Source organism: Ferrimonas balearica (genome assembly GCF_019802055.1).
In the GTDB taxonomy this organism is placed as follows: domain Bacteria; phylum Pseudomonadota; class Gammaproteobacteria; order Enterobacterales; family Shewanellaceae; genus Ferrimonas; species Ferrimonas balearica_A.
This window is the reverse complement of the sequence record NZ_JAHVHW010000007.1, coordinates 556,815-583,362: the sequence shown is the minus strand read 5'-3', so window position 1 is coordinate 583,362 and position 26,548 is coordinate 556,815. Positions and strand designations below refer to the sequence as shown.

Annotated in this window: 19 protein-coding genes; 8 read left to right on the top strand and 11 right to left on the bottom strand. The window is 61.4% G+C overall.

Features of this window, described 5'->3' with window-relative positions:
- Window positions 1–45 precede the first annotated feature (45 nt).
- The 3 genes from nfsB to KUV52_RS10165 all read right to left on the bottom strand — a co-directional run bounded on the left by nfsB (window position 46) and on the right by KUV52_RS10165 (window position 3,145).
- Complete coding sequence (nfsB, locus tag KUV52_RS10175) at window positions 46–702, bottom strand: oxygen-insensitive NAD(P)H nitroreductase (RefSeq protein ID WP_222525831.1); 657 nt, start codon at window positions 700–702, stop codon at window positions 46–48.
- A 79-nt stretch (window positions 703–781) separates the two neighbouring features.
- Window positions 782–1,654, bottom strand: coding sequence for a DMT family transporter (locus tag KUV52_RS10170; RefSeq protein ID WP_222525830.1), 873 nt, complete (start codon window positions 1,652–1,654; stop codon window positions 782–784).
- A 108-nt stretch (window positions 1,655–1,762) separates the two neighbouring features.
- The gene (locus KUV52_RS10165) at window positions 1,763–3,145 is read right to left on the bottom strand and encodes a magnesium transporter (protein WP_222525829.1); all 1,383 of its coding nucleotides are present in this window, start codon (window positions 3,143–3,145) and stop codon (window positions 1,763–1,765) included.
- A 94-nt stretch (window positions 3,146–3,239) separates the two neighbouring features.
- Here KUV52_RS10165 and KUV52_RS10160 point away from each other — a divergent pair, with 94 nt between their 5' ends.
- From KUV52_RS10160 to KUV52_RS10150, 3 genes are read left to right on the top strand one after another with little or no spacing between them, the layout of a single operon-like run.
- Window positions 3,240–3,728, top strand: coding sequence for an ATP-dependent zinc protease (locus KUV52_RS10160; protein WP_222525828.1), 489 nt, complete (start codon window positions 3,240–3,242; stop codon window positions 3,726–3,728).
- A 58-nt stretch (window positions 3,729–3,786) separates the two neighbouring features.
- Window positions 3,787–4,695 carry a 30S ribosomal protein S6--L-glutamate ligase gene (gene rimK, locus KUV52_RS10155; RefSeq protein WP_222525827.1) on the top strand — a complete coding sequence of 303 codons (909 nt, stop codon included), beginning with the start codon at window positions 3,787–3,789 and terminating at the stop codon, window positions 4,693–4,695.
- Window positions 4,696–4,718: 23 nt separating this feature from the next.
- Window positions 4,719–5,777 carry a succinylglutamate desuccinylase/aspartoacylase family protein gene (locus KUV52_RS10150; protein WP_222525826.1) on the top strand — a complete coding sequence of 353 codons (1,059 nt, stop codon included), beginning with the start codon at window positions 4,719–4,721 and terminating at the stop codon, window positions 5,775–5,777.
- Window positions 5,778–5,846: 69 nt separating this feature from the next.
- Here the strand turns inward: KUV52_RS10150 and KUV52_RS10145 are convergent, their stop codons facing one another.
- The 3 genes from KUV52_RS10145 to KUV52_RS10135 all read right to left on the bottom strand — a co-directional run bounded on the left by KUV52_RS10145 (window position 5,847) and on the right by KUV52_RS10135 (window position 10,034).
- Complete coding sequence (locus tag KUV52_RS10145) at window positions 5,847–6,659, bottom strand: molybdate ABC transporter substrate-binding protein (RefSeq protein WP_222525825.1); 813 nt, start codon at window positions 6,657–6,659, stop codon at window positions 5,847–5,849.
- A gap of 103 nt (window positions 6,660–6,762) precedes the next feature.
- Window positions 6,763–7,581: a substrate-binding domain-containing protein gene (locus KUV52_RS10140; protein ID WP_222525824.1), complete on the bottom strand. Its 819-nt coding sequence runs from the start codon at window positions 7,579–7,581 to the stop codon at window positions 6,763–6,765.
- A gap of 539 nt (window positions 7,582–8,120) precedes the next feature.
- Window positions 8,121–10,034, bottom strand: coding sequence for a BCCT family transporter (locus tag KUV52_RS10135; protein WP_222525823.1), 1,914 nt, complete (start codon window positions 10,032–10,034; stop codon window positions 8,121–8,123).
- Between the two features lie 267 nt (window positions 10,035–10,301).
- Between KUV52_RS10135 and guaD the strand changes: the two genes are divergently transcribed.
- Both guaD and KUV52_RS10125 read left to right on the top strand, forming a co-directional pair.
- Entirely contained in the window at window positions 10,302–11,753 is a 1,452-nt protein-coding gene (guaD, locus tag KUV52_RS10130; protein ID WP_261389955.1) for a guanine deaminase, read from the top strand.
- Window positions 11,754–11,833: 80 nt separating this feature from the next.
- On the top strand, window positions 11,834–12,268 hold the full coding sequence (locus KUV52_RS10125) for an MAPEG family protein (protein WP_222525822.1): 435 nt from the start codon (window positions 11,834–11,836) through the stop codon (window positions 12,266–12,268).
- A 36-nt stretch (window positions 12,269–12,304) separates the two neighbouring features.
- Here KUV52_RS10125 and KUV52_RS10120 read toward each other — a convergent pair whose 3' ends face one another.
- A complete protein-coding gene (locus KUV52_RS10120; protein WP_222525821.1) occupies window positions 12,305–12,775 on the bottom strand; it encodes a hypothetical protein in 471 nt (156 codons plus the stop codon).
- 154 nt (window positions 12,776–12,929) lie between these two features.
- Window positions 12,930–14,957: a M3 family metallopeptidase gene (locus KUV52_RS10115; RefSeq protein WP_222525820.1), complete on the bottom strand. Its 2,028-nt coding sequence runs from the start codon at window positions 14,955–14,957 to the stop codon at window positions 12,930–12,932.
- Window positions 14,958–15,480: 523 nt separating this feature from the next.
- Between KUV52_RS10115 and KUV52_RS10110 the strand changes: the two genes are divergently transcribed.
- The 3 genes from KUV52_RS10110 to KUV52_RS10100 all read left to right on the top strand — a co-directional run bounded on the left by KUV52_RS10110 (window position 15,481) and on the right by KUV52_RS10100 (window position 17,337).
- Window positions 15,481–15,834: a VOC family protein gene (locus KUV52_RS10110; RefSeq protein WP_222525819.1), complete on the top strand. Its 354-nt coding sequence runs from the start codon at window positions 15,481–15,483 to the stop codon at window positions 15,832–15,834.
- A 109-nt stretch (window positions 15,835–15,943) separates the two neighbouring features.
- Window positions 15,944–16,615, top strand: a complete 672-nt coding sequence (gene yjjG / locus KUV52_RS10105; protein ID WP_222525818.1) for a pyrimidine 5'-nucleotidase — start codon at window positions 15,944–15,946, stop codon at window positions 16,613–16,615.
- 161 nt (window positions 16,616–16,776) lie between these two features.
- Window positions 16,777–17,337, top strand: a complete 561-nt coding sequence (locus KUV52_RS10100; protein WP_222525817.1) for a hypothetical protein — start codon at window positions 16,777–16,779, stop codon at window positions 17,335–17,337.
- A 39-nt stretch (window positions 17,338–17,376) separates the two neighbouring features.
- Here the strand turns inward: KUV52_RS10100 and recD are convergent, their stop codons facing one another.
- Genes recD through recC form a run of 3 tightly spaced genes read right to left on the bottom strand, consistent with a single transcriptional unit; the run spans window position 17,377 to window position 26,513 of the window.
- Window positions 17,377–19,398: an exodeoxyribonuclease V subunit alpha gene (gene recD / locus KUV52_RS10095; protein ID WP_222525816.1), complete on the bottom strand. Its 2,022-nt coding sequence runs from the start codon at window positions 19,396–19,398 to the stop codon at window positions 17,377–17,379.
- Window positions 19,391–23,035 carry an exodeoxyribonuclease V subunit beta gene (gene recB, locus KUV52_RS10090; RefSeq protein WP_222525815.1) on the bottom strand — a complete coding sequence of 1,215 codons (3,645 nt, stop codon included), beginning with the start codon at window positions 23,033–23,035 and terminating at the stop codon, window positions 19,391–19,393. The genes recD and recB overlap by 8 nt, the downstream gene beginning before the upstream one ends.
- Window positions 23,025–26,513, bottom strand: coding sequence for an exodeoxyribonuclease V subunit gamma (gene recC / locus KUV52_RS10085; RefSeq protein WP_222525814.1), 3,489 nt, complete (start codon window positions 26,511–26,513; stop codon window positions 23,025–23,027). Before recC ends, recB begins: the two co-directional genes overlap by 11 nt.
- Between the last annotated feature and the right edge of the window lie 35 nt (window positions 26,514–26,548).

Here is a 26,548-nt window from a genome sequence, read left to right as displayed (position 1 = left end):
GTGGGTGCTTTCAGCATACCGACTGAGACCGCCCTGCCAAGCCCCCTACTCCAGCTCTGTGAAGAGCTCCTCAGGCGTTAACCGGGATTTGGGCAGGGCGGCGTTAAAGTCGCTCTCTTTGCGGTAGCCCAATGCCACCATGGCCACGGCGGTGTAGCCCTGTTCAATCAGCCCCAGTTCCTGGTTAAGCGCCTTGGGATCAATCCCCTCAAGGGGAACCGCATCGATGCCCAGTGCCCCGGCTCCCAGCAGGATGGTGCCCATATTCAGGTAGACCTGCTTCTCCATCCAGTGCTGGGCATCCTTAAGGTCGTAGCGGTGCATATTAACGAAGAGGCTGCGCCCCTGATGCACCGCGTCCTTGAACTGGGGTTCGGCAAAGCGCCCATCCCGCTCCTCTTGAGCCAACAGGTGAAGCAGGTAGGCCTCATCGATGGCGGTTTTGGCACAGAACAGGATCACATGGGAGCTGTCCAGCACCTTGGCTTCGTTAAAACGGTAAAGCCCCTGCGTTCCTATGCTCAAGCGCTTGCGCCCCTCCGGGGTACTGGCGATCACAAAGTGCCAGGGCTGAGAGTTGACGCTGGAGGGACTGAACCGCAGCAGCGCTTTGATCTGCTCAAACTGTTCAGCGGGGATGCGCTTGTCCGCATCAAACTCTTTGGTGGAGTAGCGGTAGTGCACGACATCGATCAGGTTCATCTTTCCCTATCCTGTGCTCATTGAAGTGTGAAGGCTGGGTATAGACGAGCCCCAGCCAGTTTTGCAATGCATAACGAGGCTAAAACCAGATCACGATGATCGCCGCCACGGCAATCAGAAACAGTCCGAGAAACTCTCTCACCCTGACCCGCTGCTTCAGCCAGAATGCGGACACCATCAGGGTGAAGAACACCTCCACCTGCCCCAGGGTTTTGACGTAGGGCACGGCCTGCAGGGACATGGCGCTGAACCAGCCAATGGAGCCAAGACAGCTGGTTACGCTGATCAATCCCACTAATTTGGGGCGGCGCCACAGTGCCATCAGGGTGGCTCGGTCGCGCCAACCCAGGTAGGTCAGCAGCACCAGGGTTTGCAGGCTGATCACCAGAAACAGCACCCAGGCGGCGCGATGGGGAAACGGCAGGCTCAGATTCAGGCTCGCTTCCCGAACCCAGAGTGACGTGAGGGCAAACGCACTGCCGCAGGCCAGTCCCAGCAGCACGGTGGAGGGGGAGATCTGCCGCCAATGGCCGTGACTGGACAGCAGCATCACGGCGACCGCGCCTATCGCCACACCGAGCCAGCCCAGCGGACTCAGGTGGGTGCCAAACATCAGCGTGCCCAGTATGGCCGCCACCAAGGCTTCACTCTTGGCCAGCCCGGCGCCTACGGCGAAATTCTTCAGTTGGAACAGCTTCACCATCAGACCGGTGGCGAGGATCTGCATCAGTGCCGCACCCACCACGTAGCCGACAAAAGCCCGGTTGAGTTCCGGCATTGACTGAGGCTGCCACTGATACAGGGCAAACAGGTAAAGCGCCGCCAGGGGACCCGCCCAGAGAAACCGGGCCAGGGTGACCCCGGCCACGTTAACGGTAGCGGAGAGCTGGCTTTGAAAGGCGTTGCGCCAGGCCTGCATAAAGGCCGCCAGCAGGGTAAAGGCAATCCACATGGGTTTGGCTGGATGGAGAAACAGGGAGTCCCAGCTTACCGGAGTCCGCTGGCGACGCCCCCATTAAAATCCTTGATAACTCAAGAAGGTTTGGCGTTGGCGTCGGGATCAACCCAACAGGAACAGGGTGCCCAGTCCCAGGAAGGTGAAGAAACCCACCACATCGGTCACCGTGGTCAGGATCACTGAGCCAGAGAGCGCGGGGTCGATCTCCAGCTTGTCCAGAATCATTGGAATTGCCACGCCGGACAGGGCCGCCACCAGAATATTGACGACGATGGCGGCGGCAATCACTCCGCCCAGGGGGATGCTGCCAAACCAAGCCACGGTGACAGCGCCAATCACCGCCGCCCAGACGATGCCATTCAGCACCGCTACCCCAATCTCTTTTTGACACAGGGCCAGGGCGTTGCCCGGTGTCACCTGCCCCAGCGCCAGACCACGGATGATCAGCGTCAGCGTCTGACTGCCGGCAATCCCCCCCATAGAGGCCACAATGGGCATCAGCACCGCCAATGCCACCACCTGACTCAGGGTGCCCTCGAACAGGCCGATGGTCCACGCTGCCAGCAAAGCGGTCAGCAGGTTGATGCCCAGCCAGAGGGCACGACGTTTGGCGCTGCGCCATACCGGCAGGAAAAGGTCAGCCTCTTCGTCCAAACCGGCGGAGGCCATCAATTGCCCTTCGTAATGCTCCCGAACGATCTCCATGCCCAGTCGTACTGTCATCCGCCCGAGCAGGCGACCCCCTTCGTCGGTGACCGGCAGCATCGGCAGGTCGGCGTGCTCCATACGATCCGCCGCCTCCAGCACCGGGGTATCGGCGGGGATCGGAGTGATATCTTCATCAAGGCAGTGTCGAACCGGCGTGTCCGGGTCCGCCTGCAACAGGGCAAACAGTGTCACCTCGCCCTGCAGGATCCCCTTACGGTTCACTACATAGGCGCGGTCGGTAAAGGCCAATTGGTATCGACGCAACATCCGCAGTGCGGCGGCCACCCGGGCATTGGGGGGCAATACCACCACATCGTGATCCACGTAGCGACCAATCTGCTCCTCGTCATACTCCTGGGACTCGCGGTACCAGGTGCGTTGCTGGCTGTCCATCCGGGCCAGGGCCCGGTCTACCATCTCGTCGGAGAAGTTGTCCGTCAGTTCGATCAGACTTTCCGCGTCCAGATCGCCCAGCAGCTGGTCCATCTGCTCCGGCTCAAGTGCCGACAACAGAGTGCCTCGAGCCTCAACGCGCATCGCCACCAGCGCATCGACCCGATCTTCCTCCGGCACATGGGGCCACAGGGCGCGACGTTCACCAACCGGGAGCGTCTCCAGCAGCAAACCCAGCTCAGAGCCTTCCAGTTGCTCCGCCGCTTCCAGGAAACCCTGAATCTGTTCCTCACCCTCCAGTTGGTTAAGGGCTTCTACCCAATAACTGGCCAGGGCGCGGTGCGCATCATCATCCTGTTCGCGGTAAACGCTTTGAGCTCCCACGGAGGTCTCCTTAAAGACGGTCAACTACAATTGCATTCTTCGCTCGAACTGCAATAGTGCAGTTAATCAGCGAATTGTAAAAGAGGGGGTTTTCATGACGGCTGAAAAAACCACCATAGGGTGGCGAGAGTGGGTGCATCTTCCCGATCTGGGACTTCCCAATATCAAAGCCAAGGTGGATACTGGCGCCAAAACCTGTGCTCTGCATGCCTTTCGAGTCGAACCTTTTGAACGTGACGGCCAACCCTGGGTGCGCTTCGCCCTTCACCCCAACCAGGATGACAACGATACCGAGATCGAGTGTGAAGCCCCGGTAGTGGACCAACGCGAAGTAACCAACTCGGGGGGCTACACCCAGTTACGGTATGTCATTGAGACCCGAATCCTTGCCGGCCCCCAAGAATTCACTGCCCAGATCACCCTGACCAACCGGGACACCATGCGATTCCGCATGCTGCTGGGCCGTAATGCCATGGAAGGGCGATTTGTCGTGGATGTCGATCAGGATTACCTGCTCGAGCCTCAGCTTGTGGCTGATACCACGCAGTGCGATCAACAAGATCGAAACTCTTTTGAAGAATAGTGCGCGCTCTGGCTAACGCTGCCAAGTCGCCATTTTTTTGCTTATTAAGGTTTGTGTAATGAAAATTGCCATTCTCTCCCGAGGTGAAAGACTCTACTCAACCCGCCGCCTGGTGGAAGCGGGTGAAAAGCGCGGTCATGAGATGCATGTCATCGACACCCTCAATTGCTATATGGACATCGCCACCACCAAACCCGCCATCTGGTACAAGGGTGAAAAGCTGGAGGGATTCGACGCGGTGATTCCCCGCATTGGCAGTTCCATCACTAACTATGGCACGGCGGTGATCCGTCAATTCGAGATGATGGGCGTCTACTGCCTGACCGAATCGATTCCGCTGGGACGCTCACGCGACAAACTGCGCTCTCTCCAGTTGCTCTCCCGCAAGGGGATCGGCATGCCCAATACCGGCTTTGCCCACCATGTGGACAACACCAAAGACCTGATTCAGATGGTTGGCGGCGCGCCTCTGGTGGTGAAGCTGTTGCAGGGCACCCAGGGCCGCGGCGTGGTGCTGGCGGAAACCTTTAAGGCCGCTGAGAGTGTGATCGACGCCTTCCGTGAACTGGGAGCGGATTTCCTGGTGCAGGAGTTCATCAAGGAGGCCGGAGGCAGTGATGTGCGCTGCTTTGTGATTGGCAATAAGGTGGTTGCCGCCATGGAGCGTACCGCTCAGAAAGGGGATTTTCGCTCCAACCTGCATCGCGGTGGCAGTGCCTCGCTGACCCGACTGACACCGACTGAGCGAAAAACCGCCATTGCCGCAGCACAAACCATGGGACTTCGGGTTTCCGGCGTGGATATACTCCGCTCTGAACGGGGCCCATTGGTGATGGAGGTCAACTCCTCTCCGGGCCTCGAAGGGATCGAGACCTCAACCGGCAAGGATGTTGCCGGGAAGATCATCGAATACATCGAGGCAAACGCCAAACCCGAAAGCGCCTCCAAGCGCAGCAATAAAGGGTAATGGCATTAAGGTAGTACCACACGATGAAAAACCGGCCCATTGAATTTGGCGGGGTCACCATCCTGCCGGGTCAACAGCGTACCGTCGATATCCCCCTGGCGGGATTGGTGACGCAACATCATTTGCAACTGTCTGTGCGCGTGCTTAATGGACACAGCCCGGGCCCCTGCCTGTTTGTCAGTGCCGCCATTCACGGCGACGAGCTGAACGGTGTGGAGGTGATCCGTCGCCTCCAGAAGCTCAAGTCCCTCAAGCGACTGAAAGGCACGCTGGTGCTGGCGCCGATTGTGAATGTGCACGGCTTCCTGGCCCAGTCCCGCTACCTGCCGGACGGTCGCGACCTGAACCGCAGCTTCCCCGGCAGCGAGCGTGGCACACTCGCAGGCCGGATTGCTCACACCTTCCTCAATGAGGTGGTGAACAAGTGCACCCACGGTATCGACCTGCACACCGGTGCTCGTCACCGCGACAACCTGCCCCAGATCCGGGCTGATCTCAGTCAGCCGGAAACCGAGGCGATGGCCCACGCCTTTGGCGTGCCGGTGGTAATGCACTCCGAGATCCGCGACGGCTCTTTGCGCGCGGTGGCTGGCGAGAATGGCACGCCTATCCTGCTGTACGAAGCCGGAGAGGCGCTGCGCTTCGATGAGATCTGCATCCGTGCTGGCGTTAAAGGGGTGCTGAACGTGATGCGTCATCTGGGGATGCTGCCCCCTTCCCGTCGCAAGGAGAGTGAGCCCAAGGTAGCGATGGTCTCTCACACCAGCTCCTGGGTTCGCGCACCGGTTTCCGGCATCTTCCGCGCCATGCTGCCGATGGGCGCCAAGGCGGAGAAAGGCGCGGTACTGGGGATGATTGCCGACCCCTTGGGGGATTCGGAAGAGCCAGTGATCGCCCCGCGCGACAGCATTGTGATTGGTCGCACCAACCTGCCGCTGGTGCATGAGGGTGAAGCCCTGTTCCACCTCGCTTATTACAAGCGTGCGGTGGATGATGTGGCCGACCAACTCGAGGATTTCCACGAAACCCACGAGCCGGAGATCGGCACTCCGGATGCCCTGGGTGAAGCGCCCATCCTGTAACGGACAAAAAACGGAGCCAATCGGCTCCGTTTTTCATTGTTGGCTCACGCCAGGTTGAGTGGGTGCTTATCAGCGCAGTGTGGGGGACTCAAAGCCGTAACGGTTCAGAATGGATTGTCCCGGTTCAGAGAGCATAAACATCGCCAGGCCCCAGGCATCGCTCTGCGCCCCCTCCTTCACAATCAAACCATAGCTGGCACCCACGGCCAGAGGGGCAGGCACCTTAATGATCTGAAGCTGAGGTTCCTGCTTCTGAGCCAATACCGCATTGGTGCAGTAGGTGATAAAGAGATCAGCCCGCTGCTCGCTCATCACCCAGCCATACTGGTTCTTGCCCTTGGGCGCCGGTTCGCTGTCCGGGCCGCCGGTCAGTTGCAGCGCTTTGCTTGAAAGGGTCTGGTATGCCCCACTCTGAAGCGTGTCCGCCTTACGGAACAACTCAAAGGCGTAATCGCCGCTGGGGTCCGCTTTCGGCGTGGAAGTACCCACCCGCACCTCCGGGTCCAGCATCACCGCCAACAGGGAGTCGGAATCCACCTTAAGTGCTGGCTGAGCGATGGCGCACAACTGATTGCGCGCAAACAGCACCACAGAGTCCCCCCAGCCAGCGGCAGCCAGCTTATCGGGGTGCGCCAGGTTGGCGGAGGCAAACAGGTCCGCATGGCCAGCGGTTTCAATCTCCTTGCGCAGCAGACCACTGGGGCCGAACCGGGTGGCCACGGCGGCTCCGGATTGGCTTTGATACTGCGCGGCCACCTCACCAAGAGCCGACTTCAGGCTGCCTGCGGCATAGAGATTAATAGGCGCCTCAGCCAGAGCCGGGGCAGACAGAGCGGTGCCGGTAAGAATCATGGGCAGGATCAGGCGCGTTACGACGTTCATCAAATCATCCTTTTTGACTGTTCCCCGCCGGTTGGCGGCAAGGGGACAAAAAAATGGCCAGCCACCGGCTGACCATTTCACAGGGGTAAATCGGGGGATCGGCTTACTTCTGGTAAGTGGCTTTAAACAGCGGCATACCGTTGATGCGGAAGCTGTTGATCAGGGTCTGACCCTCATCGCTTACCAACCAGTCGCTGAACGCCTGCGCGCCTTCGTGGTTCAGGTCCGGGTACTTCTGCTCGCTGATCAGAATCACCTGGTAGGGGTTAAGCAGAGCTTTGTCCCCTTCGTACACCACGTCCAGATCCAGCTTGTCCATAAAGGCCAGGTAGGTGCCGCGATCCGCCAGCACATAGGCGCCCATCTCACTGGCGGTCAGCATCGCCGGGCCCATGCCCTGGCCAATGGCCGCATAGCCGGTAAAGTCGGTGGCCACACCCGCCTGTTTCCAGATGGCCAGCTCCTTCATATGGGTGCCGGACTCGTCACCACGGGAGACAAAGGGAGTTTTGGTGGCGGCGATCTTGGCGAACGCGTCCACGACGTTTGCCGCGTTGCGGATGCCTGCCGGGTCATCTTTCGGGCCCAGAACCACAAAGTCGTTGGCCATCAGCTGACGCGGTTCACGACCAAAACCGTCTTCCACAAACTGGGCTTCCGCACCCGGCGCGTGGGTCATCACCACATCCACATCACCATTGCGGCCATGACGGAGCGCCTTGCCGGTTCCGGTGGCGATCACCTGCACCTCATAGCCGGTCTCCTTTTCGAAGGTCGGCAGCAGGTAGGCCAGCAGGCCGGAGTTATCGGTGCTGGTGGTGGTCGCCAACTTCACCACATGGTTGCCTTCGTGAGCCAGAGCGGCCGTCGGCAGCGCACAAGCCAGCAGCAACGTAGCAGCCAGGTGTTTGAACTTGATCATCTTTGCTCCCTGTTATCTCAAATAACCCAGACAGTTCGCTCGATTCGATGTCGAGCGGCCTCTATAAGGCAAAATGTGTGCCGTCGGTAAACCAAATGGACAACACACTGTAAATACAACCGCAGGCATTCTGGTTACAGGGCTGGAAGGGAACAAGAGGCAACAATGAAAATCCGGTTCGTGGTCACTGTCAAATCGGCCAAAATGACCACAAGGAGCAAAACTAACAAGCCAAAAGGACACTTTGACCCACAAAAGACAGGCTGTCGCATCCCATTGGGACAGAACGCCACAGGGTAAAAGGCTGAAATTTAGGTGAAAATCGAGATTGTGCAGACAGAACCAGTGAGAAGCTGTCAGGGGCTGTCATCGGTTTGAACCCTTTGTGGGAAATCCCCGTGGGCTATAAGCCCACGCTACGAGAGCCGGAACTTGCCTGTGGCTTACGGAGTAGCGAGCGGGACCCACGTCGACCCACAACAGGGGGAATGTGGCCATAAAAAAGGCGACCCGAAGGTCGCCTCATTTTGTGGTATGGCTTACTGTGCCGGGGCCGGTTGGGCCTCGTTCAGGGCCGCCTCTTCCGCTTCGCGCTTGGCCAGCACGATGGCGTTGAATTCGGCACGCGCGCTCTGGGCGGCTTCGGTGGCCTCCAGCTTCTGTGCGGTCGCCGTCGCCAGACGAGATTGCAAACGAGCCAGCTCCGCTTTCAGCGTGCGTTTGCAGCGCGGGTCTCGCTCATTGGCCATCCGCATCTCTGCCTTCAGCGTCAGAATCGCCTCCCGGGCATCCCGCTCCTCCTGAGCCGCTTCGATGGCGGTTTGCTTCAGGCCTTCAAAGATGCCCAGCGCCTTGCCCTCTTCGGACCAGGGGTCCACTTCCGGCAGGTCACCAATGGTGATCACCGGATCCTCGTAATCCTCCTGATGCTTCAGGTCGAGTTGTGCGGCACGCAGGCCGGACAGGCCCAGCATAAAGGCGATGACCAGCAGCGGCGCGCCCGCCACAATCGCGGCGGTCTGCAGCGTGGCCAGTCCCCCCAGCACCATCAGTACGGTGGGCATAAAGGAGAGCGCAAAGGCCCAGAACAGACGGTTCCAGCGCATCGGCTCATCGGTCACGTTGTTCTGCACCACCGACGCCAGGATGTAGGAGATGGAGTCGAAGGTGGTCGCGGTAAACACCAGCGCCAGCAGCGTAAATACCGCCACCACCAGGGTCGGCATCGGCAGGGTATTGAGAATGGCGAAGATGGCGCGGGTCGCCCCTTCCGCATTCAGCAATGCCACCACATCCAGTTCACCGGTCAACTGCAGGCTCAGGCCGTAGTTACCCAGAATCATAAAGAACAGGAAGCAGCCCATGGAGCCAAAGAACAGAGCCCCCGCGACCATCTGCTTGATGGTGCGACCACGGGAGATGCGCGCTACAAACAGGCCCATGCTGGGGGCAAACACCAACCACCAGGCCCAGTAGAACACGGTCCAGTCCTGCGGGAAGTGGGTATCACGGAACGGCCCGGTGCCGCCGAAAGGCTCGGCCCAGGTGGCCATCACAAAGAAGTTGGAGAGCATCCGGCCAAAGGCATCCAGACCGGTCTCCAGCATAAAGACGGTAGGGCCGGCGATAAAGACGAAAGCCAGCAGGCCGATGGCGCCCCAGAAGTTGAAGTTGGAGAGCATCTTGATCCCCTTCTCCAGCCCCGCATAAGCGCTGTAACCGAAGATCATGGTACAGACCAGCAGCACGCCAATCTGAGTCATGATGTTCTGCGGCAGACCCACCAACTGGTTCAGACCTTCGCTGATCAGCGGAGAGGCCAGGCCCAATGTGGTAGCACCGCCCCCGAGCAAGCCGAAGATAAACAGCACATCCACCACTTTACCCAGCCAGCCCTGGCTGCGCTTCTCGCCGATCACCGGCATCAGCGCGGCAGATACCTTCAGAACCGGCTGTTTACGAACGTAGAAGAAGTAGGCGATGGGCAGCGCCGGTACCAGGTAGATGGCCCAGGCGATAAAGCCCCAGTGGAAGATGCCATAGGTGGCGGCCCAACGGATCGCTTCCTCACTGCCCGGCTCCAGTTGGAAAGGCGGGCTCTGGTAGTAATAGGCCCACTCGATGCAGCCCCAATAGAGGATGGACGCGCCAATACCGCCACAGAACAGCATCGCAGCCCAGGAGGCGGTGCCAAACTCCGGCTCCTCGTCGGCGTCGCCCAGCTTAATCTGACCCATCTCACTGAAGATGATGTAGATCATGAAGAACAGTGACCCCAGACCCATCATCAGGTAGATGGCACCCAGGTTGGTGGTCATCAGCTCCTTGGCTCTCGCCACAATCATGGCCCCCTGTTCGGGCCAGATCGCCAGTGGGATCACCACCAGAAGCAACAAAAACAGCGCACCAAAAAAGGTGGGCTTATCGATCAAAGCAAAGTTATCCCTGTTCATCTTCTCTTTCCGGATATCACAGCGCCGGGACCCTCCCCGACGCGACAGCCTGTCCATTCGGTCAAACGCTGTTATGGCGGCATTATCGCCCTGTAAAACCGTTCCAAGAACAGAGAAAATTTTGCTCCAAATCGAAAAATTACTCCGTTTTGAATGCCGTTGGATTGACCAGCCCAACCGTGACAAGCCAGACAAAGTGTGCTGCATCACGGCGCCATTCCGGAGCGGGTCTATCTGAATCACATTTCCCCTCTCTGGTATCACCAAATGGCAGGGCCGCTGGTATCCTCCCGCCCGACCCTACGGCGCCTCTCTCGCGCCCGATTGCTGCAGGACACCAACAACAAGATGCAACAGATCGATTCCATCGGGTTTGCCGTACGCGGCGCCCTGTACCACTGCCCGGTCAAGGGCGAATTTGAATACCATGCCGATGCGCTGGTGCTGGTGGATCACCAAGGCCAGATAACGGAAGTGCTCACGCCTGAGGCCCCCGGCTTTGCAGCCCGCTGCGCCGCGCTCTCTGAAGCGAACGAGCTCACCGAACTCGCCGAGGGCCAATACCTGATGCCCGGCATGGTGGACCTGCATGTCCACGCTCCCCAGTGGCCCCAGGCGGGAAAAGGGCTCGACCTGCCCCTCTATGACTGGCTGCAGGACTACACCTTCCCGCTGGAAGCGAAGTTTGCTGACGTGACCTTTGCCCGAGAGGTTTACCCTCATCTGGTCAACGCTCTGCTGGCCAATGGCACCACCAGTGCCGTCTACTTTGCCACTGTCCACAATCCCGCCTCTGTGGCGCTGGCCGAGATCTGCCTGGAACTGGGGCAGCGTGGCTACATCGGCAAGGTGAACATGGACGATCCGGACCAGTGCCCGCCCTACTACATCGAAAGTACTGAGCAGGGTCTGGCCGACACCGAGGCCTTTATCCAGCAGGTGCGAGCGCTGCCGGGGAACGAACAGCAACTGGTGAATCCGGTGATCACCCCCCGCTTTGTGCCCAGTTGCACCCGAGCGATGCTTCAGGGGCTGGGCGAGTTGGCCCAGCGCTACCACTGTCACGTCCAGACCCACTGCAGCGAGAGCGACTGGGCGCGGGATTACAGTCAGGCACACTATGGCCAGAGCGATGTTGAGATCTACCAGAGCATGGGGCTGTTGACCGACCGCACCATCCTGGCCCACTCCATCTTCCTGAGCGACAGCGATATGGCGGCGATTCGGGACGCGGGCGCCGCCATCGCCCACTGCCCGCTCTCCAACACCTACTTTGCCAATGCGGCGATGAAGACCCGCGAAGTGCTGGATGGGGACCTCCAGGTGGGACTGGGCACCGATCTGGCGGGCGCCCCCATCCCCTCGGTGTTCCATACCTGTCTGGACGCCGTAAACCACTCCCGTGCCCGGGAGGACGGCACCAATACTCACCTGCCTGCCCAGCAACGAGGTGAGGCGGGCAGCCGGGTCAGCTTTCTGGAGGCTTACTGGATGGCCACCGTCGGTGGCGGTCTCGCCATTGATGCCAAAGTGGGCCTGTTTGCTCCGGGCTACGCCTTCGACGCCCTGGTGGTGGACGCCAATGCCCCGGACAGCGACCTCTACCTGCCCGAAGGGATGGACACGCCCCGCGACAGATTGGAGAAGCTGATCAGCCTGACCCGTCGCCAGAACATCCGCACTGTCTGGGTGCAGGGCCGCAAGGTCATTCAGAAATAAAGAGAAAGCCGGCGATTGCCGGCTTTTTCTTCTGCCCTCAACGGGCTATGTTGGGGTTTTGCGCTCAAGGACGAACGGATATGGACTACAACGCCTCGCTCATTCTGCCCCTGCTGACGCTGGTGGCCTGGACTCTGGTGATGTGGCTCTGGATGTACGCCACCCGGATCCCCGCCATCCTCGCCATGAAGATGGAGCTGGACCCCAACGCCCCCGCTGGCACGCAGATGGCCCAACTGCCCCCGAATGTGCGCTGGAAAGCGGACAACTACAACCACCTGCTGGAGCAGCCTGTGCTGTTCTACGCCCTGATGCTGGCACTGACTCAATTGGGGGCCAACGGCCCGCTGCCGCTGATTCTGGCCTGGAGCTACGTGCTGTTACGTATCGTCCACAGCCTGGTTCAGGTGCTGATCAACCGCATCGAATGGCGCTTTGTGGTGTTTGTGCTGTCCACCCTGCCCCTGTTTGGCCTGACCGGTTATGGTCTGGCGCTGGCGCTGGTCCGCGCCTGACGCCAGAACCTGAACCCGGGCCTCGCCGTCTCGGCTTTACCGGGGCGGCTCAACCTCTTTGGCTTCCTTCTTGGCTTCTTTGGCCTGCTCCTGAGCCCGCTCGCGCGCCTCCCGCTCCCGTTCTGCGGCATCTTTGCGGGCTTCCTGAGCCTGCTTCTCCGCATCCCGATCCCAGGCTTCCGCTTCGCGACGGGCTTCCCGTTCACGCTGCTCTGCGCCCTGGCGGGCGGCCTTCGCCTCTTTCTCCGCTTCACGCTCCCAGGCTTCCGCTTCACGCTGGCGCTCTTTTTCCGCTTTGCGGTACTCCCGCTCCGCTTCCTCTTTCGCCTTACGCTCTTCGCGTTGCCACTCCTCTTCGGACTTGCGGGCTTCCCGCTCAGCCGCCCGCTCAGCCTGCCGTGCGGCATTGGCTTCCTGTTTGGCTTTGGCGTGCTCCGGCGGATTGGCCCATACCGCGGTGCTGCTCAACAGCAGTGTCAGGCCCAGTGTGGTCAGTACGCGTTTCATAGAAGCTCCCTAGCTGTTCTGGCTCGTTGGAGTAAGTGTACTGCTCCAAACTACAACCGCTTGTGAGGTGGATCAATCACCGGCAGTACCTCACCCTGAGGTCTGGGCAGGCATTCGATAAAAAACGCCAGCCTGATGGCTGGCGTTTTCCGGGTCAGTTCAAGCCCCGGTTTTCAAGCAGGGCATCGATTTGGGGTGCCCGCCCCCGGAAGGCCCGGTAGAGCGCGTCCGGCTTATCGGTGCCACCGGAACGCAGCAACGTGTGCAACCGTCCCGCCAGTGCCGGGTCAAAGATGTCACCCGTTTCGGTAAAGGCGGCAAAGCCGTCACCATCCAGTACCGCCGAGTAGAGGTAGCTGTAGTAGCCCGCAGAGTAGCCACCGGCAAAGATGTGGGCAAAGGCGGTGGAGCGGTAGCGATAGGCGATCGCTTCCGGCAGGCCGATCCGCTGCGCCACAGCCGCTTCCAGTTCCGCCACCTCCGGCACATCACCTTCCAGCGTGTGCCAGGCCATATCCAGCAGCGCCGCAGCCAGGAACTCTCCGGTCTGGAAGCCCTGATTAAATCGGCCCACCGCCTGAACACGGCTGACCAGCGACTCCGGGATCACCTCACCGGTGTCCACATGGCGGGCGTAGTGTGCCAGCACTTCCGGCTGCAGCGCCCAGTGCTCCAGCACCTGAGAGGGAAACTCAACAAAGTCCCGGGCCACGTTGGTGCCGGACAGCGAGGCATAGTGGCAGTCCGTCAGCAGCCCGTGCAGGGCGTGGCCAAACTCGTGGAACAGGGTGCGAACGTGTTCAAAGTCCAGCAATGCGGGTTCACCCGGCTGGGGTTTGGGGAAGTTGCAGACGTTCTGAACAATGGGACGTACCACGCCATCCAGGCGGGATTGCTCCCGGAACACCGTCATCCAGGCGCCGCCACGTTTGCTGTCCCGGGTAAAGTAGTCGCCGATAAACACGCCCAGGTGTTCGCCCTGTGCATCCACCACTTCCCACACCCGTGCTTCCTCGTGATAGAGGCTGACACCCTGCAGGGGTTTAAAGTCGATCCCAAACAGTTTGCGGGCAGTATGGAACGCCCCCTCAATCACATTGTCCAGTGAGAAGTAGGGCTTGAGTTGCTCATCGTCCAGGGCGTATTCCGCCTGACGAACCTGCTCGGCGTAGTACCACCAGTCCCAGCCCGCCAGGGTAAAGTCATTGCCCTCAGCGTGAATACGGGCCTGCAGCGCTTCCGCTTCCTTCCGGGCTCGTACGGCGGTGGCTTGCCAGACGTCATCCATCAGGGCCTGGGCGGCTTCCGGCCCCTCCACCATGCGATCTTCCAGCTCATAGTGCGCATGGGTTTCGAAGCCCAGCAGTGCCGCGCGCTCCTGACGCAGTGCAACCTGACGGCGCAGATTGGCTTTATTGTCCTGCTCACAGCCGTTGTCGGCCCGGTTCAGGTAGCCCTGATAAAGTGCCTGACGGTGGCCACGATGGTGGCAGTAGGTGAGGAAGGGATAGAGCACGGTACGGTCACAGCCAAAAGCCCACTTGCCGGACTGACCCAGCGCTTCGGCTTTCTCTGCGGCGGCCTGGATCATCCCCGCGGGCAGGCCCGCCAGCTCACTTTCCTGCTCAACGACATGGATAAAACCGTTGTTCTGGGCCAGCAGATTCTGGGCGAACTGGATCTGCAGACTGGCCAGTTCCTGGTTGATCTCCGCCAGTCGTGCCCGGGCCTCTCCCTCCAGTTGGGCGCCGCCACGAACAAAGTGCTGGTGGGTTTTCTCAGTCAGTACCCGGGCTTCGCCATCCAACTGATCGCGCTGTTGCCAGACCGCTTCAATGCGGCGGAACAGCTCGACGTTCAGCGCAATGGCGTCGCTATGGGCCGCCAGCTTGGGGCCAAAGGTTTGTTCAATCGACTGGCGAACCGGGTTGGTGTCGGTGCCGCTCAGGTTTTCAAACAGCATCCGGGTGCGCGCCAGCAGGGTGCCGGAACGCTCCAGTGCTTCGATGGTGTTGGAGAGGGAGGGGGCCTCCGGATTATTGATGATGGCGGCCACCTCTTTCAGCTGCGCCGCCATACCCGCTTCCAGGGCGGGGGCAAAATGGTCATCAGTGATTGCCGCAAAAGGCGGCAAGCCAAAGGGGGCATCAAAAGTGCCCAACAGGGGATTGGTACTGCTCAACGCCAAACTCCGTTCTGTTGTTGTGGTGGTCCGTCATGGCCACTCTTGTTATGGAAGCCTCTGAGCTTACTCTGCCTTCCCGTCGGCTGCCAAGTCGTCACGCAATGAACATCGCTCACCACCCAAAGAGCACCAATGGCGCACTTTTCCGAGACATTGCTCACACCAGGATCTTTCCAACGTGAGAAGGATCGCACAATTCAACTTGGGTTCAGATTGGGGGGGGACAGGACAGACCACTTTCCGTACACTGCTCTGCATTCGCCACCTAACCGGTTCTTTAGGGGAAGGAACCGGGACAAAAATGAACAACGGCGAAAACCGAACTCCGCCGTCAGGGCTCTGCTCTGGCGGCTTTATTTTTTTTGGCTCCCTGACTTTCCCTCCCAACTCGCCCCCTCCTCCAATCCCCATCCGACTCAAGCGAACGGCCCCAGTGCATTGTGATTGGTGAAACCCCGCCCAGGCGCTAAGGTAAGCGCTGAAGGACAACGCACATCGTCAGAACGGACAGGGAGCCAATATGAGTCATCACCACATCAACTATCTGGAGTTACCCGCGTCGGATCTGGATCCGGTCAAAGCGTTTTTCAGTAGCGTGTTTGGCTGGCAGTTCACCGATTACGGTCCGGATTACGTGGCTTTTGAGAATGCCGGATTGGCGGGCGGGTTCTTCCGCGCTCCCCTCGCTTCGCGCAGCGAACAAGGCGCCGCACTGCCGGTGCTCTACAGTCAGGAGTTGGAAGCCACTCAGCAGGCCGTAGAGGCCGCCGGGGGGAAACTTCACAAGCCGATTTTTGCCTTTCCCGGTGGTCGCCGCTTCCACTTTCTCGACCCGGCAGGCAACGAGTGGGCGGTGTGGAGCGACCGAGTGTAACGAGGGGCGCAACCGGTTCGGCGCAAAAGGGCCCCGGACAATTTGGGGGTTTGGAAGGTCAGACAAAGGCTTTACACTCCCCCAATCCAAAACCATAAGAATCACCACAATGCCCTACCAGTGGATCCTGTTTGACGCCGACGAAACCCTGTTTCACTTTGACGCCCTGGCTGGGCTGAAACGGATGTTCTCACACCATGGCGTGACTTTCAGCGACCAGAACTATCGCGAATACCAGGCGGTAAACCAGCCTCTGTGGCAGGCTTACAACGCCGGAGAGATCGACGCCAAAACCCTGCAAAGCACTCGCTTTGACGGCTGGGCCGCCCAATTGGGCACCACCGGCCACCAGCTCAACTCCGACTTCCTTCAAGCGATGGCCGATATCTGTGCCCCGCTACCCGGCGTCCGCGAGTTGATCGATACCCTGGCAGGCAAAGCCCGGTTGGGGATCATCACCAACGGCTTTACCGAGCTGCAAAGCATCCGGCTGGAGCGTACCGGTCTGGCTGAAGCGTTTGAGCTGGTGGTGATCTCCGAAGAGGTGGGGATCACCAAGCCTCATGCCGGCATATTCCAGCACGCTCTGGAAATGATGGGCCAACCTGATAAGCAGCAGGTGCTGATGGTGGGGGACAACCTCCATACCGACATCCTCGGAGGCTTCAATGCAGGCCTGAACACCTGTTGGTACAACCCGAGCCAGCAGGAGGGCAGCGCGGAGATTACCCCCCACTTCGAGATTCAGCACCACGACCAGCTGCGTCAGCGTTTCGCGTAAGCGTCAGCGCTTCGCATCAACACCCCGGGGCGCTCATGGGTGCCCCTGTCTCCTCCGGTTCGAACCGGACTCCAGAAAAATCCTGTTCCGGATCAACATTTTCCCGGTAGAAAGCCCCGATAGTGGCCTCCTCTCTGTTTGCCTGCAAGGATGGTTGGACCATGTCGGTGCCCTGTATTGAGTTTGTCTGCAACCGCTGTGACTTTATCGCTCTGGATGAAGTGCTCTCCGGCCCCCACAGCTACCGATTTGATGGCCGTGAGATCAGCATCGATCGGGAACTGGGCTGGTGTATGCAGTGCCAGACTCTGGTGGCCATTGAGCGTTTTCATGTGAACGGCAAGCTGGAAGCATTAAAGCAGCTTCGGGAGGATATCAGCGCCCACAACGCCTCCTGGCTGCGACGGCTGTTCCGGCCACAGCGACTGACGGACCTGTGCGAACGGCTGTCTTATCTCCGCGTTATGCTGGAATTCTATGAGCGACGGCGCGGCACCGAGAAGTGCTTAAGGTGCAGCAGCATCGAGGTGGTGCCCATCGCCCAAAAGGAGTACGACCTGGAGCTCCGCCGGTTTCGCTACCACGGCATACACACCACCAGCTTCCGCCACCCGGGCTGTGGGGGTACCATTATCGCCCAACCCCATCCGGTCCGTTACCACCGGATTTTTTCTCACCGAATCTACGATCACGATGGCGTCTTCCTCGGCGAAGAGGATTGACCCAGATAAAAAGAAAGGGGCCCTGAGGCCCCTTTTCTTTTATTTCAGACGTTCGCCTAATCCACTGGCGCGCTGAGTACGCTGGCGGATGGCGTTATCCAGCAAGGCAGGACGGGGGGCGACCAGGGTAAACCAGCGCCGGGCCCGGGTGATGCCGGTGTAGACCAGTTCGCGGGTCAGCACCGGGTTGGGGTCGGCGGGCAGCACCATGGCAGTGTGGGCAAACTCACTGCCCTGGGATTTGTGCACCGTCATGGCGAATACGGTCTCCACCTCGGTTAAGCGGGAGGGCAGCACCCGTTTCAGGGTGCCATCCGGCATCGGGAACACCACCCGAAGAACCGGCTCACCACTCTCCCCGGCAAAAGGCAGGCAGATGCCGATGTCCCCGTTCATCAGTCCCAGGCCGTAGTCGTTACGCATCATCATCACCGGACGTCCGGCGTACCAGGGCTGGCTGGCGTCGATCAGACCCGCCTGCCCCAGCAGGCTGGTAACCCGGTCATTGAGGCCGCTGACGCCCCACTCCCCTTCGCGCACGGCGCAGAGCAATTGGAACTCGCCAAAGGCGTTCAGCACAGAACGGGCCCAGGCCTCCTCTTCCGGGCCACACCCCTGTTCGTTCAGGCCGGCGGCCATCACCGACAGATAGTGGCGATACCCCTTGGGTTGCCCCTCCAGTCCGGCGGCGATCCCATCCAGAACCAGTTGCTTCAGCGCCGGTTCCTGAACACTGGCCGGACTCAGTGCCGTAATGTCACCGAAGCGGTCCCAGGTTGCTTTCACCGCACTGACGGCCCCGCCATTAACGGCGCGAGCCAGGTTGCCGATGCCGGAGTCAGCGCCAAAACGGTGGCTCTTACGCAGCATCACAATCTGCTGCTCAATGTCGCCGCCGGGGCCCTGGAAGGATTCCAGATCGTAGCCGGTGGCCCGGTAAACAAAGCCCCGGGTGTCCGCCTGATAACGGGCGTCGCCCGCAAAGCGGCAGAGATCGCCGAGTACCGCCCCCGCCTCCACCGAGGCCAGCTGGTCCTTGTCGCCCAGCAGGATCAGACGGGCTCGCGGTGGCAGTGCCGACAGCAGTGCCGCCATCATCTCCAGGTCCACCATGGAAGCTTCATCCACCACCAGCAGGTCCAGGTGCAGCGGATTATCGGCGTTATGGCGGAAGAAGCGGGAGTCAGGCCGCGCCCCCAGCAATCGATGCAGGGTAGAGACCTCGGTGGGGATCACACTGGCCACCCCGGCCTCGACTCCGGCCACATTGCCCGCTTTGATCTCTCCCAGCGTCGCTGCCAGCGATTCAGACAGACGGGCCGCGGCTTTGCCGGTGGGGGCCGCAAGGCGGATCCGCAAACCGGTGGGCTCCTCTGCGGCCTGGCGTTGCTCATCCTGTTTCAGCCCCTGCAGCAGAGCCAGCAACCGCACCACCGTGGTGGTCTTGCCGGTTCCGGGTCCTCCGGAGATCACCGCCAATGCACTGCGGGCCGCCAGGGCTGCCGCGATGCTCTGCCAGTGGGGCTCCCGCCCCGCTCGTTCCGCGTCATCTTTCAGTGGGTCGAACAGGGCCGATAGCCGCTGACTGACATCGTCCGGCAGCGGAAAGCGCAGCGCCTGACGGGATTGCAGGGCCCGGGCCACTTCGCTCTCAAAACGGTAGAACCGACGCAGATAGAGGCGGTGACCATCGAGCACCAGAGGCGCACAGCCCGCTTCCTCCGTGTCCACCACCTCCGCCTGTGCCAGTCGCTCGCGCCAGCCCGACAGCGTCAGTCCCGCCAGCCAGTCACGGGGCAGTGTCTCGGCGCGGCGGCCTCCGGGCGGCAGCGCCAACAGGGACTCTGGGTCCGCCAGCAGCGCCTCCAGGTCGAGGCAGATGTGACCCCGCCCCAGTTGATGGCTGGTCAGCACCGCCGCCAGCAGTACCGCTTCTTCCGTTTCAGGCTTCTGTTGCGCCAGCCAGCGCGCCAGTTCCAGATCCAGCGCGCGCAGCCAGCCCTGCTCCACGTAGTGTTCCAACGCATCCCACAACCGGGATGGGGCGGCCAGTTCAGTCATGGCTCAGGCTCTCCAGGGCGGCGCCGCGAAAGCGGGCATCCAGTTGTTCAATCAGTTGGCGGCCCACCGGTACCGTCACCACGCCATGACCCGGGTGGTGGGCACTCAGGCCGCGCAAAAACAGGTAGAGACCGCCACCAATATGGCGGTCAAAATCGTAATCCGGCAGCCTCGCCTGAAGCAGACGATGCAGTGCCAGGGTGTAGAGCACGGCCTGCAGGTCATAACGATGCTCCAGCATCGCCTGACGCATCGCCTCAGCGGTGTAGGCCCGCTCGTCAGCCCCGAGGTAGTTGGATTTGTAGTCCGCCACGTAGTAGCGGCCACCGTGCAGGAAGGTCAGATCGATAAAGCCTTTCAGCATGCCGTTGACCTGGTTGGGGCGCAGTTGTGGCCGCGACTCACCGGGCCAGACCGCCTCCCGCACCAGTCTGTCCAACTCCATCGCCTCCAGTTGGTTGGCGGAGATCCAGAACTCCATCTCCGCCTGCACCTGATCCAGCCCCGCCAGACTGACGGTGCCGGTGGGCAGCTCCAGAGGCAGTGACAGGGCGTCACGGAACCAGCTGTTGAGCACCGGCACATGGGCCTCGTAGCCGTGACGGTCGCAACGGGTTTCGATCTCCTGGCTCAGCAGCGCATCAGGGATCCCGGCAAACCCTGCCCCATGAGCCGCACGGCCCTCGCCCGCCGCCCACTCAAACAGGTCATGCAGGAAGGTACCGGGCATCGCCCCTTTGGGAAACGCGTGGATGGTGCCTTCAGCCGGGGTCTGCACCTCCTCCTGCGCCAGTTCATCCTTCACCTCCATCAGGCGCTCCGGCAGGCCGGACAGGCTGTGGTCGGCACTCATGCCGGTCAGCAGTGCCGAGTAGGAGGCGATCCACCAGGGCCGTTGAGGCGTGCGGCGATACAGCGCAGGTGCGGTCAGTGCCGCTTCATCCTCCCGGCTCACCAGCAGTGCACCGGTGCTTTCCGGCGGCGCCATCAGCGCAATACCCGCTTGTTGCGCCAGGGCTTGCAGCGCCGCATGGACGCTGGCACCGTCCAGCTCAGCCCCGGCCCCCAACAGGCAACCCAGTGCACCACGATGGATATCGGAGACGCCCCGCTTGCCCCGCCTGCTCATCTTGACCGGTGCCAAGCCCAGGTAACAACCATGACGGGGACGGGTGAGCGCCACGTAGAGCAGGCGCAGATCCTCCTCCAGGCGCTCACGGTCGGCCGCCTCGCGGGCGGCATCGTCCGCCTCAAAGGTGAGTGTCTTTTTGCCGTCGGCGTCGCGGTAGAACAGCACCCCGGCGCGATCCGAAGCTTCGCGGTAACCGGCAATAAAGGGCAGGAACACCAGCGGGTATTCCAGACCCTTGGATTTATGAATGGTGATCACCTTGACCAGCGCGGCGTCCGACTCCAGTCGCAGCACCTGTTCATCCCCCAGAGAGCCCTCCTCCCGCTGTTCCGCCAGGAAGCGGATCAGCGCCAACTCGCCGTCCAGTTGCGCCGAGGCACTTTGCAGCAGCTCCGCCAGGTGCAGCAGGTTGGTAAGACGGCGCTCACCGTATCGGGGATCCGCCAGCGCCCGCCGGGCCACACCGTAATGCGCCAGCAGACGGCGGATCATCGGCAACACACCCTGACGCTGCCAGCACAGCTTCAGTTCCCGGAACTGGGCCAGCTCCCGCTCCCAGGCCAGTTCGTCATGGTTGAAGGCGTCCAGCGCACTCCAGCTGAACCCCAGCACCGCCGTCGCCAGCGCCGCCTTGATGGCGCGCTCGGTCGGGTTGGCCACCGCCTGCAGAATGCGTTGCAGAGCTTCCGCCTCTTCCGATGCAAACACCGAGTCCTTGTCGGACAGGTAGACGGAGCGCACGCCCCGTGCAGAGAGCGCGTCGCGCACCGCCCCCGCCTCGCGGAAATCCCGCACCAGAATGGCGATATCCGCGGCGGCAAGGGGTTGGCGCATGTCATCGCGCTCAAAGCCGACCCGGCCTTCAGTGGCGCCGTTCAGCAGACGGGTTATCTCCTCCGCACAGGCTTCCGCCTGACGGGCCACGTAGTCGCCCTTGCTGAACACGCCATCTTCGGCACCGTCGTCCCACCAGAGGGTCATGGCGGCCAGCTCACGGTCGCCATCCATCAGCACCTCTTTGCGGCCATTGGCGGCCACCGGTAGGAATGGAATGGCGTCACCATGCAGGAAGGGGCCGTCCGGGTGACGCTCGCCCAACTCGAAGACTGCATTGGCCGCATCCACCATCGCCTGGGTGGAGCGATAGTTGGTATCCAGGGTGTAGTGGCGTCCCTCGGTGTCCAGACGGGCTTTCAGGTAGGTGTGAATGTCAGCGCCCCGGAAACCGTAGATCGCCTGTTTGGGGTCACCAATCATCAACAGTGCGGTGTCCGGCTGATCCAGGTAGAGCCGCTGGAACAGGCGGTACTGCACCTGATCGGTATCCTGAAATTCGTCGATCAGCGCCACCGGGAACTGATGTCGGATGGCGCTGGCCAGCTTGTCGCCCCCCGCCTGGTGCTCTCGCTCCAGCGCGGCACCGAGGTCCTTGATCAGGTCATCAAAATCCAACTGAGCGCGACGTCGCTTCTCCTCCGCCACCCGCTCTGCCACCCAGTGGGCACAGTGGCGCAGCAGCGCCGCCTTGATCGGGTTACTGGCCAGCTGACGAGCCAGGTTTTCCAACGCCGCCAGCACCGGGGAGTCCGCCACGGTTTGCGGCTGTTTTTTCCCCCCGGCAGACAAGGCATCGGCAAAGGTGCCGGTGGTGTAACGGGCCATCACCTTACCGGCGTTGTCCAGCGGCAGCTCGTCGTTACCCTCCAGCCAGGCGGTCAGGTTCTCCAACTGGCCCGCCTTGATCATATTGCCCTTAACCCATTTATTGGCCAGCGCCTCGTTAAACTGCTCAACAAAGGTAGGCCACTCCACACGGCAACGGGACTTGGTTTCCGCCACGGCCTGGGCGCGCTCATTGAGCAGGGCAAAGGGATCCGCCGGAGCCTCCCCTTCGCCCAGAGGCCCCATCAGCGGAATCACCGCGTGTTCCAGTGCTTCAGGGCTGGCGTACAGGTTGGTGATGGCGGCCAGCACCGGGCGGGATTGGGGGTAGAGGAAACGGCGCCAGTAATCCCGAACCGCCTCTTCCCGCAGTGGCGCGGTGTCCGCTTCCATCTCCTGACTGAACAGACTGCCGGAGTCGAAGGCATGCTCCCGCAGCATCCGCTGGCACCAGCCATGGATGGTGTGGACTGCCGCCAGATCCATCAACTGCGCGGCCTGATCCAGCATCAGGGCACAGCGGGGATGGTCCTCCTCGGGGAAGTCCGCCATCAGCGAACGGAGGTAATCGTCCGGCTCCGCCAATTGACGGAAGCAGGCTGCCCCCTCCACCAGACGGGCTCGGATGCGGTCTTTCAGCTCTTCGGTCGCCGCCTTGGTAAAGGTCACCACCAGGATCTCTTCCGGGGTCAGTGCGCGGGTATGCGCCGACGCACCGCCATGACCCAGCACCAGGCGCAGATAGAGCGCGGCGATGGTGTAGGTTTTACCGGTTCCGGCACTGGCTTCAATCAGGCGGGTGCCGTGCAGCGGAAAGGTCAGGGCCTCAAGCTTATGCGCCATGGTTCACCTCCTCCATCTCACGCAGAGGCTGGTAGAGGGTGTGCGCCAGTGTGGCAAACGCCTCCTCCGGCAGATCGGCAAATGCCGGGAACTGGCGGCGCAGATAGGGGCTGCGGTCCCGGTCACCAACGTGGGCAAAGCCCCCCTCGTAGGCGGTGGCCGCCTTATCCAGTGCAGGACGCTCGTCCTCCTCCTGCTTCTCCCGTTCAGCCAGGTACGCCAGCGCGGCCCGTGGCGCCACCGGCAGGGGGTCCGTCATGGCGTTCAGATAGTGTTCCATCAGTTGGCTCAGTTGCTGGCTGGCGTCCCCACTCGGGATCGGCGCCAGGAAAAAGGCGGTATCGGCCCCCACCAGGTAGCTGTTCAGGGTCAGCCCCCCAGCACAGCCCGCCAGATGACCCAGGTAGAGATCCAGCGCATGCATCGGGTTCTTCAGTTGCCCCTTGGCGCCAATAACCTGAGGCAGGGTGCGCAAGCGGAAGTGGCTTCCGCCCTGCTGGTACAGTCCGCTCAGCCAGTCCTCCAGCACCAGCGGACCATGCTTGTGGTGGCACTCAAGATCGTCGGTTTCCTGCCAGCCTTCAGAGAGCGCTCTCGCCCGCTCAAACGCTGCCAGGGTGGGTTCCGCCAGATGCTCGGTGGCCAGCTCGGCAAACGCGCCAAGGGGCAGCTGCCCCCGTCCACCCAATCGCACAACCCGCGCCGACAGGGCTTCAGCCCGCTGTTGAGGTGGCGCGTCCCGGTGCTGGTTCAGTACCGTCATCAATTCATCGCGGATCTGGAAGCTGACCAGTCCATCCAGGGCAAAGGGCTCCAGGTCTTCCGCCGCTTCGGTGTCCTCGCCGAACCAGATCCCCAGGCGACGGGTCATCAGCAGTTTGACCGGATCACGAAGCAGTGCGACGAGGTCCGCCAGCACAATGGGGGCCTGCGGCAGCCAGGGGGCCAGGGCGGAAGCACCCGCCTCCTCCGCGCCCTGGTGCGCCTCAAACCACTCCCGGGCATAAGTGTGCAGTCTGGGGTCCTCGCTTTCGCCAAAGTAGGCGCGGCTGAATGGCTGCAGTGGGTGCAGTGTGGTCAGGTGGGTCAGCAGGTCACCGCCCTGTTCCAGCTGATAGCCTGCTTTGAGGTGGTCCTGCAACTGCCCCAACAACACCGAGGGCGTGCGTTCGCCATTGTCACGGGCGTTCCGCCCCACGTAGCTGAAATAGATCTGGTCCCGGGCGGCCATCAGCGCCTCAAGGAACAGGTAGCGGTCATCCTCCCGACGGGAACGGTCGCCGGGGCGATACTGATTGGGGATCGGGTTGCCCTGCCCGTCCGTCAGGCCACCGGCAGCCAGCATGTCAAAGTCCATAGCGGGACGGCTGCGGGGATAATCCTCGTCGTTCAGGCCCAGCAGGCACACCTGCTTAAAGGGGATCGCCCGCATCGGCATCAGGGTACAGAAGTTGATCTTCCCGGCCAGGAAGCGTTGGGAAACCCCCTCCTCACCAAAGGGTGCCAGGCAGATTTCACGGGCCACTGTGATCGGCAACGGCTCGGTGATGCTGCCCACTTCACACGCATCCAGCCAGTGGGCCAGCGCCTCATCCAGGCGGGCCAGAATTACGGTTTCCTCTTCATCCTGGGGCAGGAACAGTGCCAGCATATGCTGGCGAAGCGCCAGCACCCATTGTCCGGGCGTATGGCTCTCAGCCAGCAGGCTCCAGAGGGTTTCCAGCCGGGTCAGCAGACGAGCCAGTCCGCCCACCAGTGCCGCATCCAGGCCCCCGATCTCCTCGAAAGGCTCAATCCCTGCCCAGGCATCACCCTGCCCGACCGCATAGCCCAGCAGCATCCGTTTCAGGCCAAAAGCCCAGGTGTTTTGCTCCAGGTTGTCCGGCAGGTCGAAGCTCGCGCGTTGCGCACTGTCCAGCCCCCAACGAACCCCCGCATCCTCTACCCAGCGCTGCAACAGGGGCAACTGCCCCTCATCGATGCCAAAACGGGCCCGCAGGGCGGGCACCGCCAGCAGATCCAGCAGTTCGGAGACAGTAAAGCGGGCCTGATTCAGCCCCAGCAAACGCTCCAACGCCAGCACCAGCACGTGGTGACCGCGTTGAGGACGATCGGCGATGGTATAGGGCAGATAACGGGTGTCATCCCGGTCCAACTGACCGAATACCGCTTCGATATGAGGCGCGTACTGGCTGACGTCCGGCATCATCACAATGATGTCGGTGGGGGTCAGCTCCGGGTCTTCGGCAAAGCGCTTCAGCAGGTGGTCCTGCAGGATCTCCACCTCACGCTGGCGACTGTGCGCCAGGGTAAAGCGCACCGACTCATCCTCGTGCGACACCACCACGGGCGGATTTGGAGTGGGCTCCAGCTGGAACACCCCCGCCTGAAGTTGGTGTAGCAGGCGTCCATCACTGCCCTCCAGCGGGTCCTCGAACAGGTCGATGCTCTCAAACTGGCCCTGATACGCCTCCGGCTGGTCGTAGCCATAGAGCATACCGATGTAATCCCGCCCCTGTTTGCCCCAGGCCGCCAACAGCGGGTTGACCTGGGCGTGTTGCGCCGCCGGGTCGAGCTCTGCTGCCAGTCCCGGCTTACGGCCATGGCGGATCCGGTTCAGTTCAAACCGGAGCAGATCTTTCTGTTCAATGATGTCGCCCCAAAAGTGCTGACAGGGGTTCTGAACGCAGAGCAGGATCTGACAGTGGCGCGCCAGGGCTGCCAGCACCTCAATCATCTGGGACGGCAGGGTGGAGATGCCGAACACCACGATGCGTCGCGGCAGGCCCGCCGGTGCATTACCCGCCTGCAGGCGGTCCACCACCTGCTGGTGCAGGGTGGCCCGGCTGGTATGACGCTCAGCCTCATCCATATCGGCGAGAATCGCCCGCCACAACGCCCCTTGCCAAAGCTGCGCCTCGGGCAGTGGGCTTTCCCGGCCATCCGCGCTGATCAAAACATCCCGGTTCTGGCTCCAGGCAGCCAGCCAGTCAGACCGGTACACCTGGTACTGGTCAAACAGATCCGCCAGTTGCTCCGCCAACTGGTCCCGTTTGCGCAGATCCGGATCGTCCGCCAGGAAGCGCTGCAACGGTGCAAACTCGGGACGGGGCAGCAGAGTGGGCAGCAGTCGCAGCAGTCGCCAGCGCAGCAACGGTTTATCAAATGGGGAGTCCTTGGGCACCGAATCCGGCCCCAGCACCTGACGGTACAACTGCCAGATAAAACGGGAGGGCAGCTGCATCTGCAGCGCTGCCGCAATGCCGATGCCATCGTCCGCCGCCAGGGCCAGTTTCAGCCATTGGGCCATCCCGTTGGATTGCACCAGAAACACTTCATTTTCCAGGGGGGCAAGGGGGTGGGCTTTCAGCCACTGGACCACCAGCTCCCGAAGGGTTTCCATGCGATTGCCGTGGATCATCATCAGCCCGGAGCGTAAGGGCTCAAGGTGGGCGTTTGGCGTTGTGGAGGCGGTCATCAACAAACCTGGTCAGCGGAACAAAGGGTCATAAT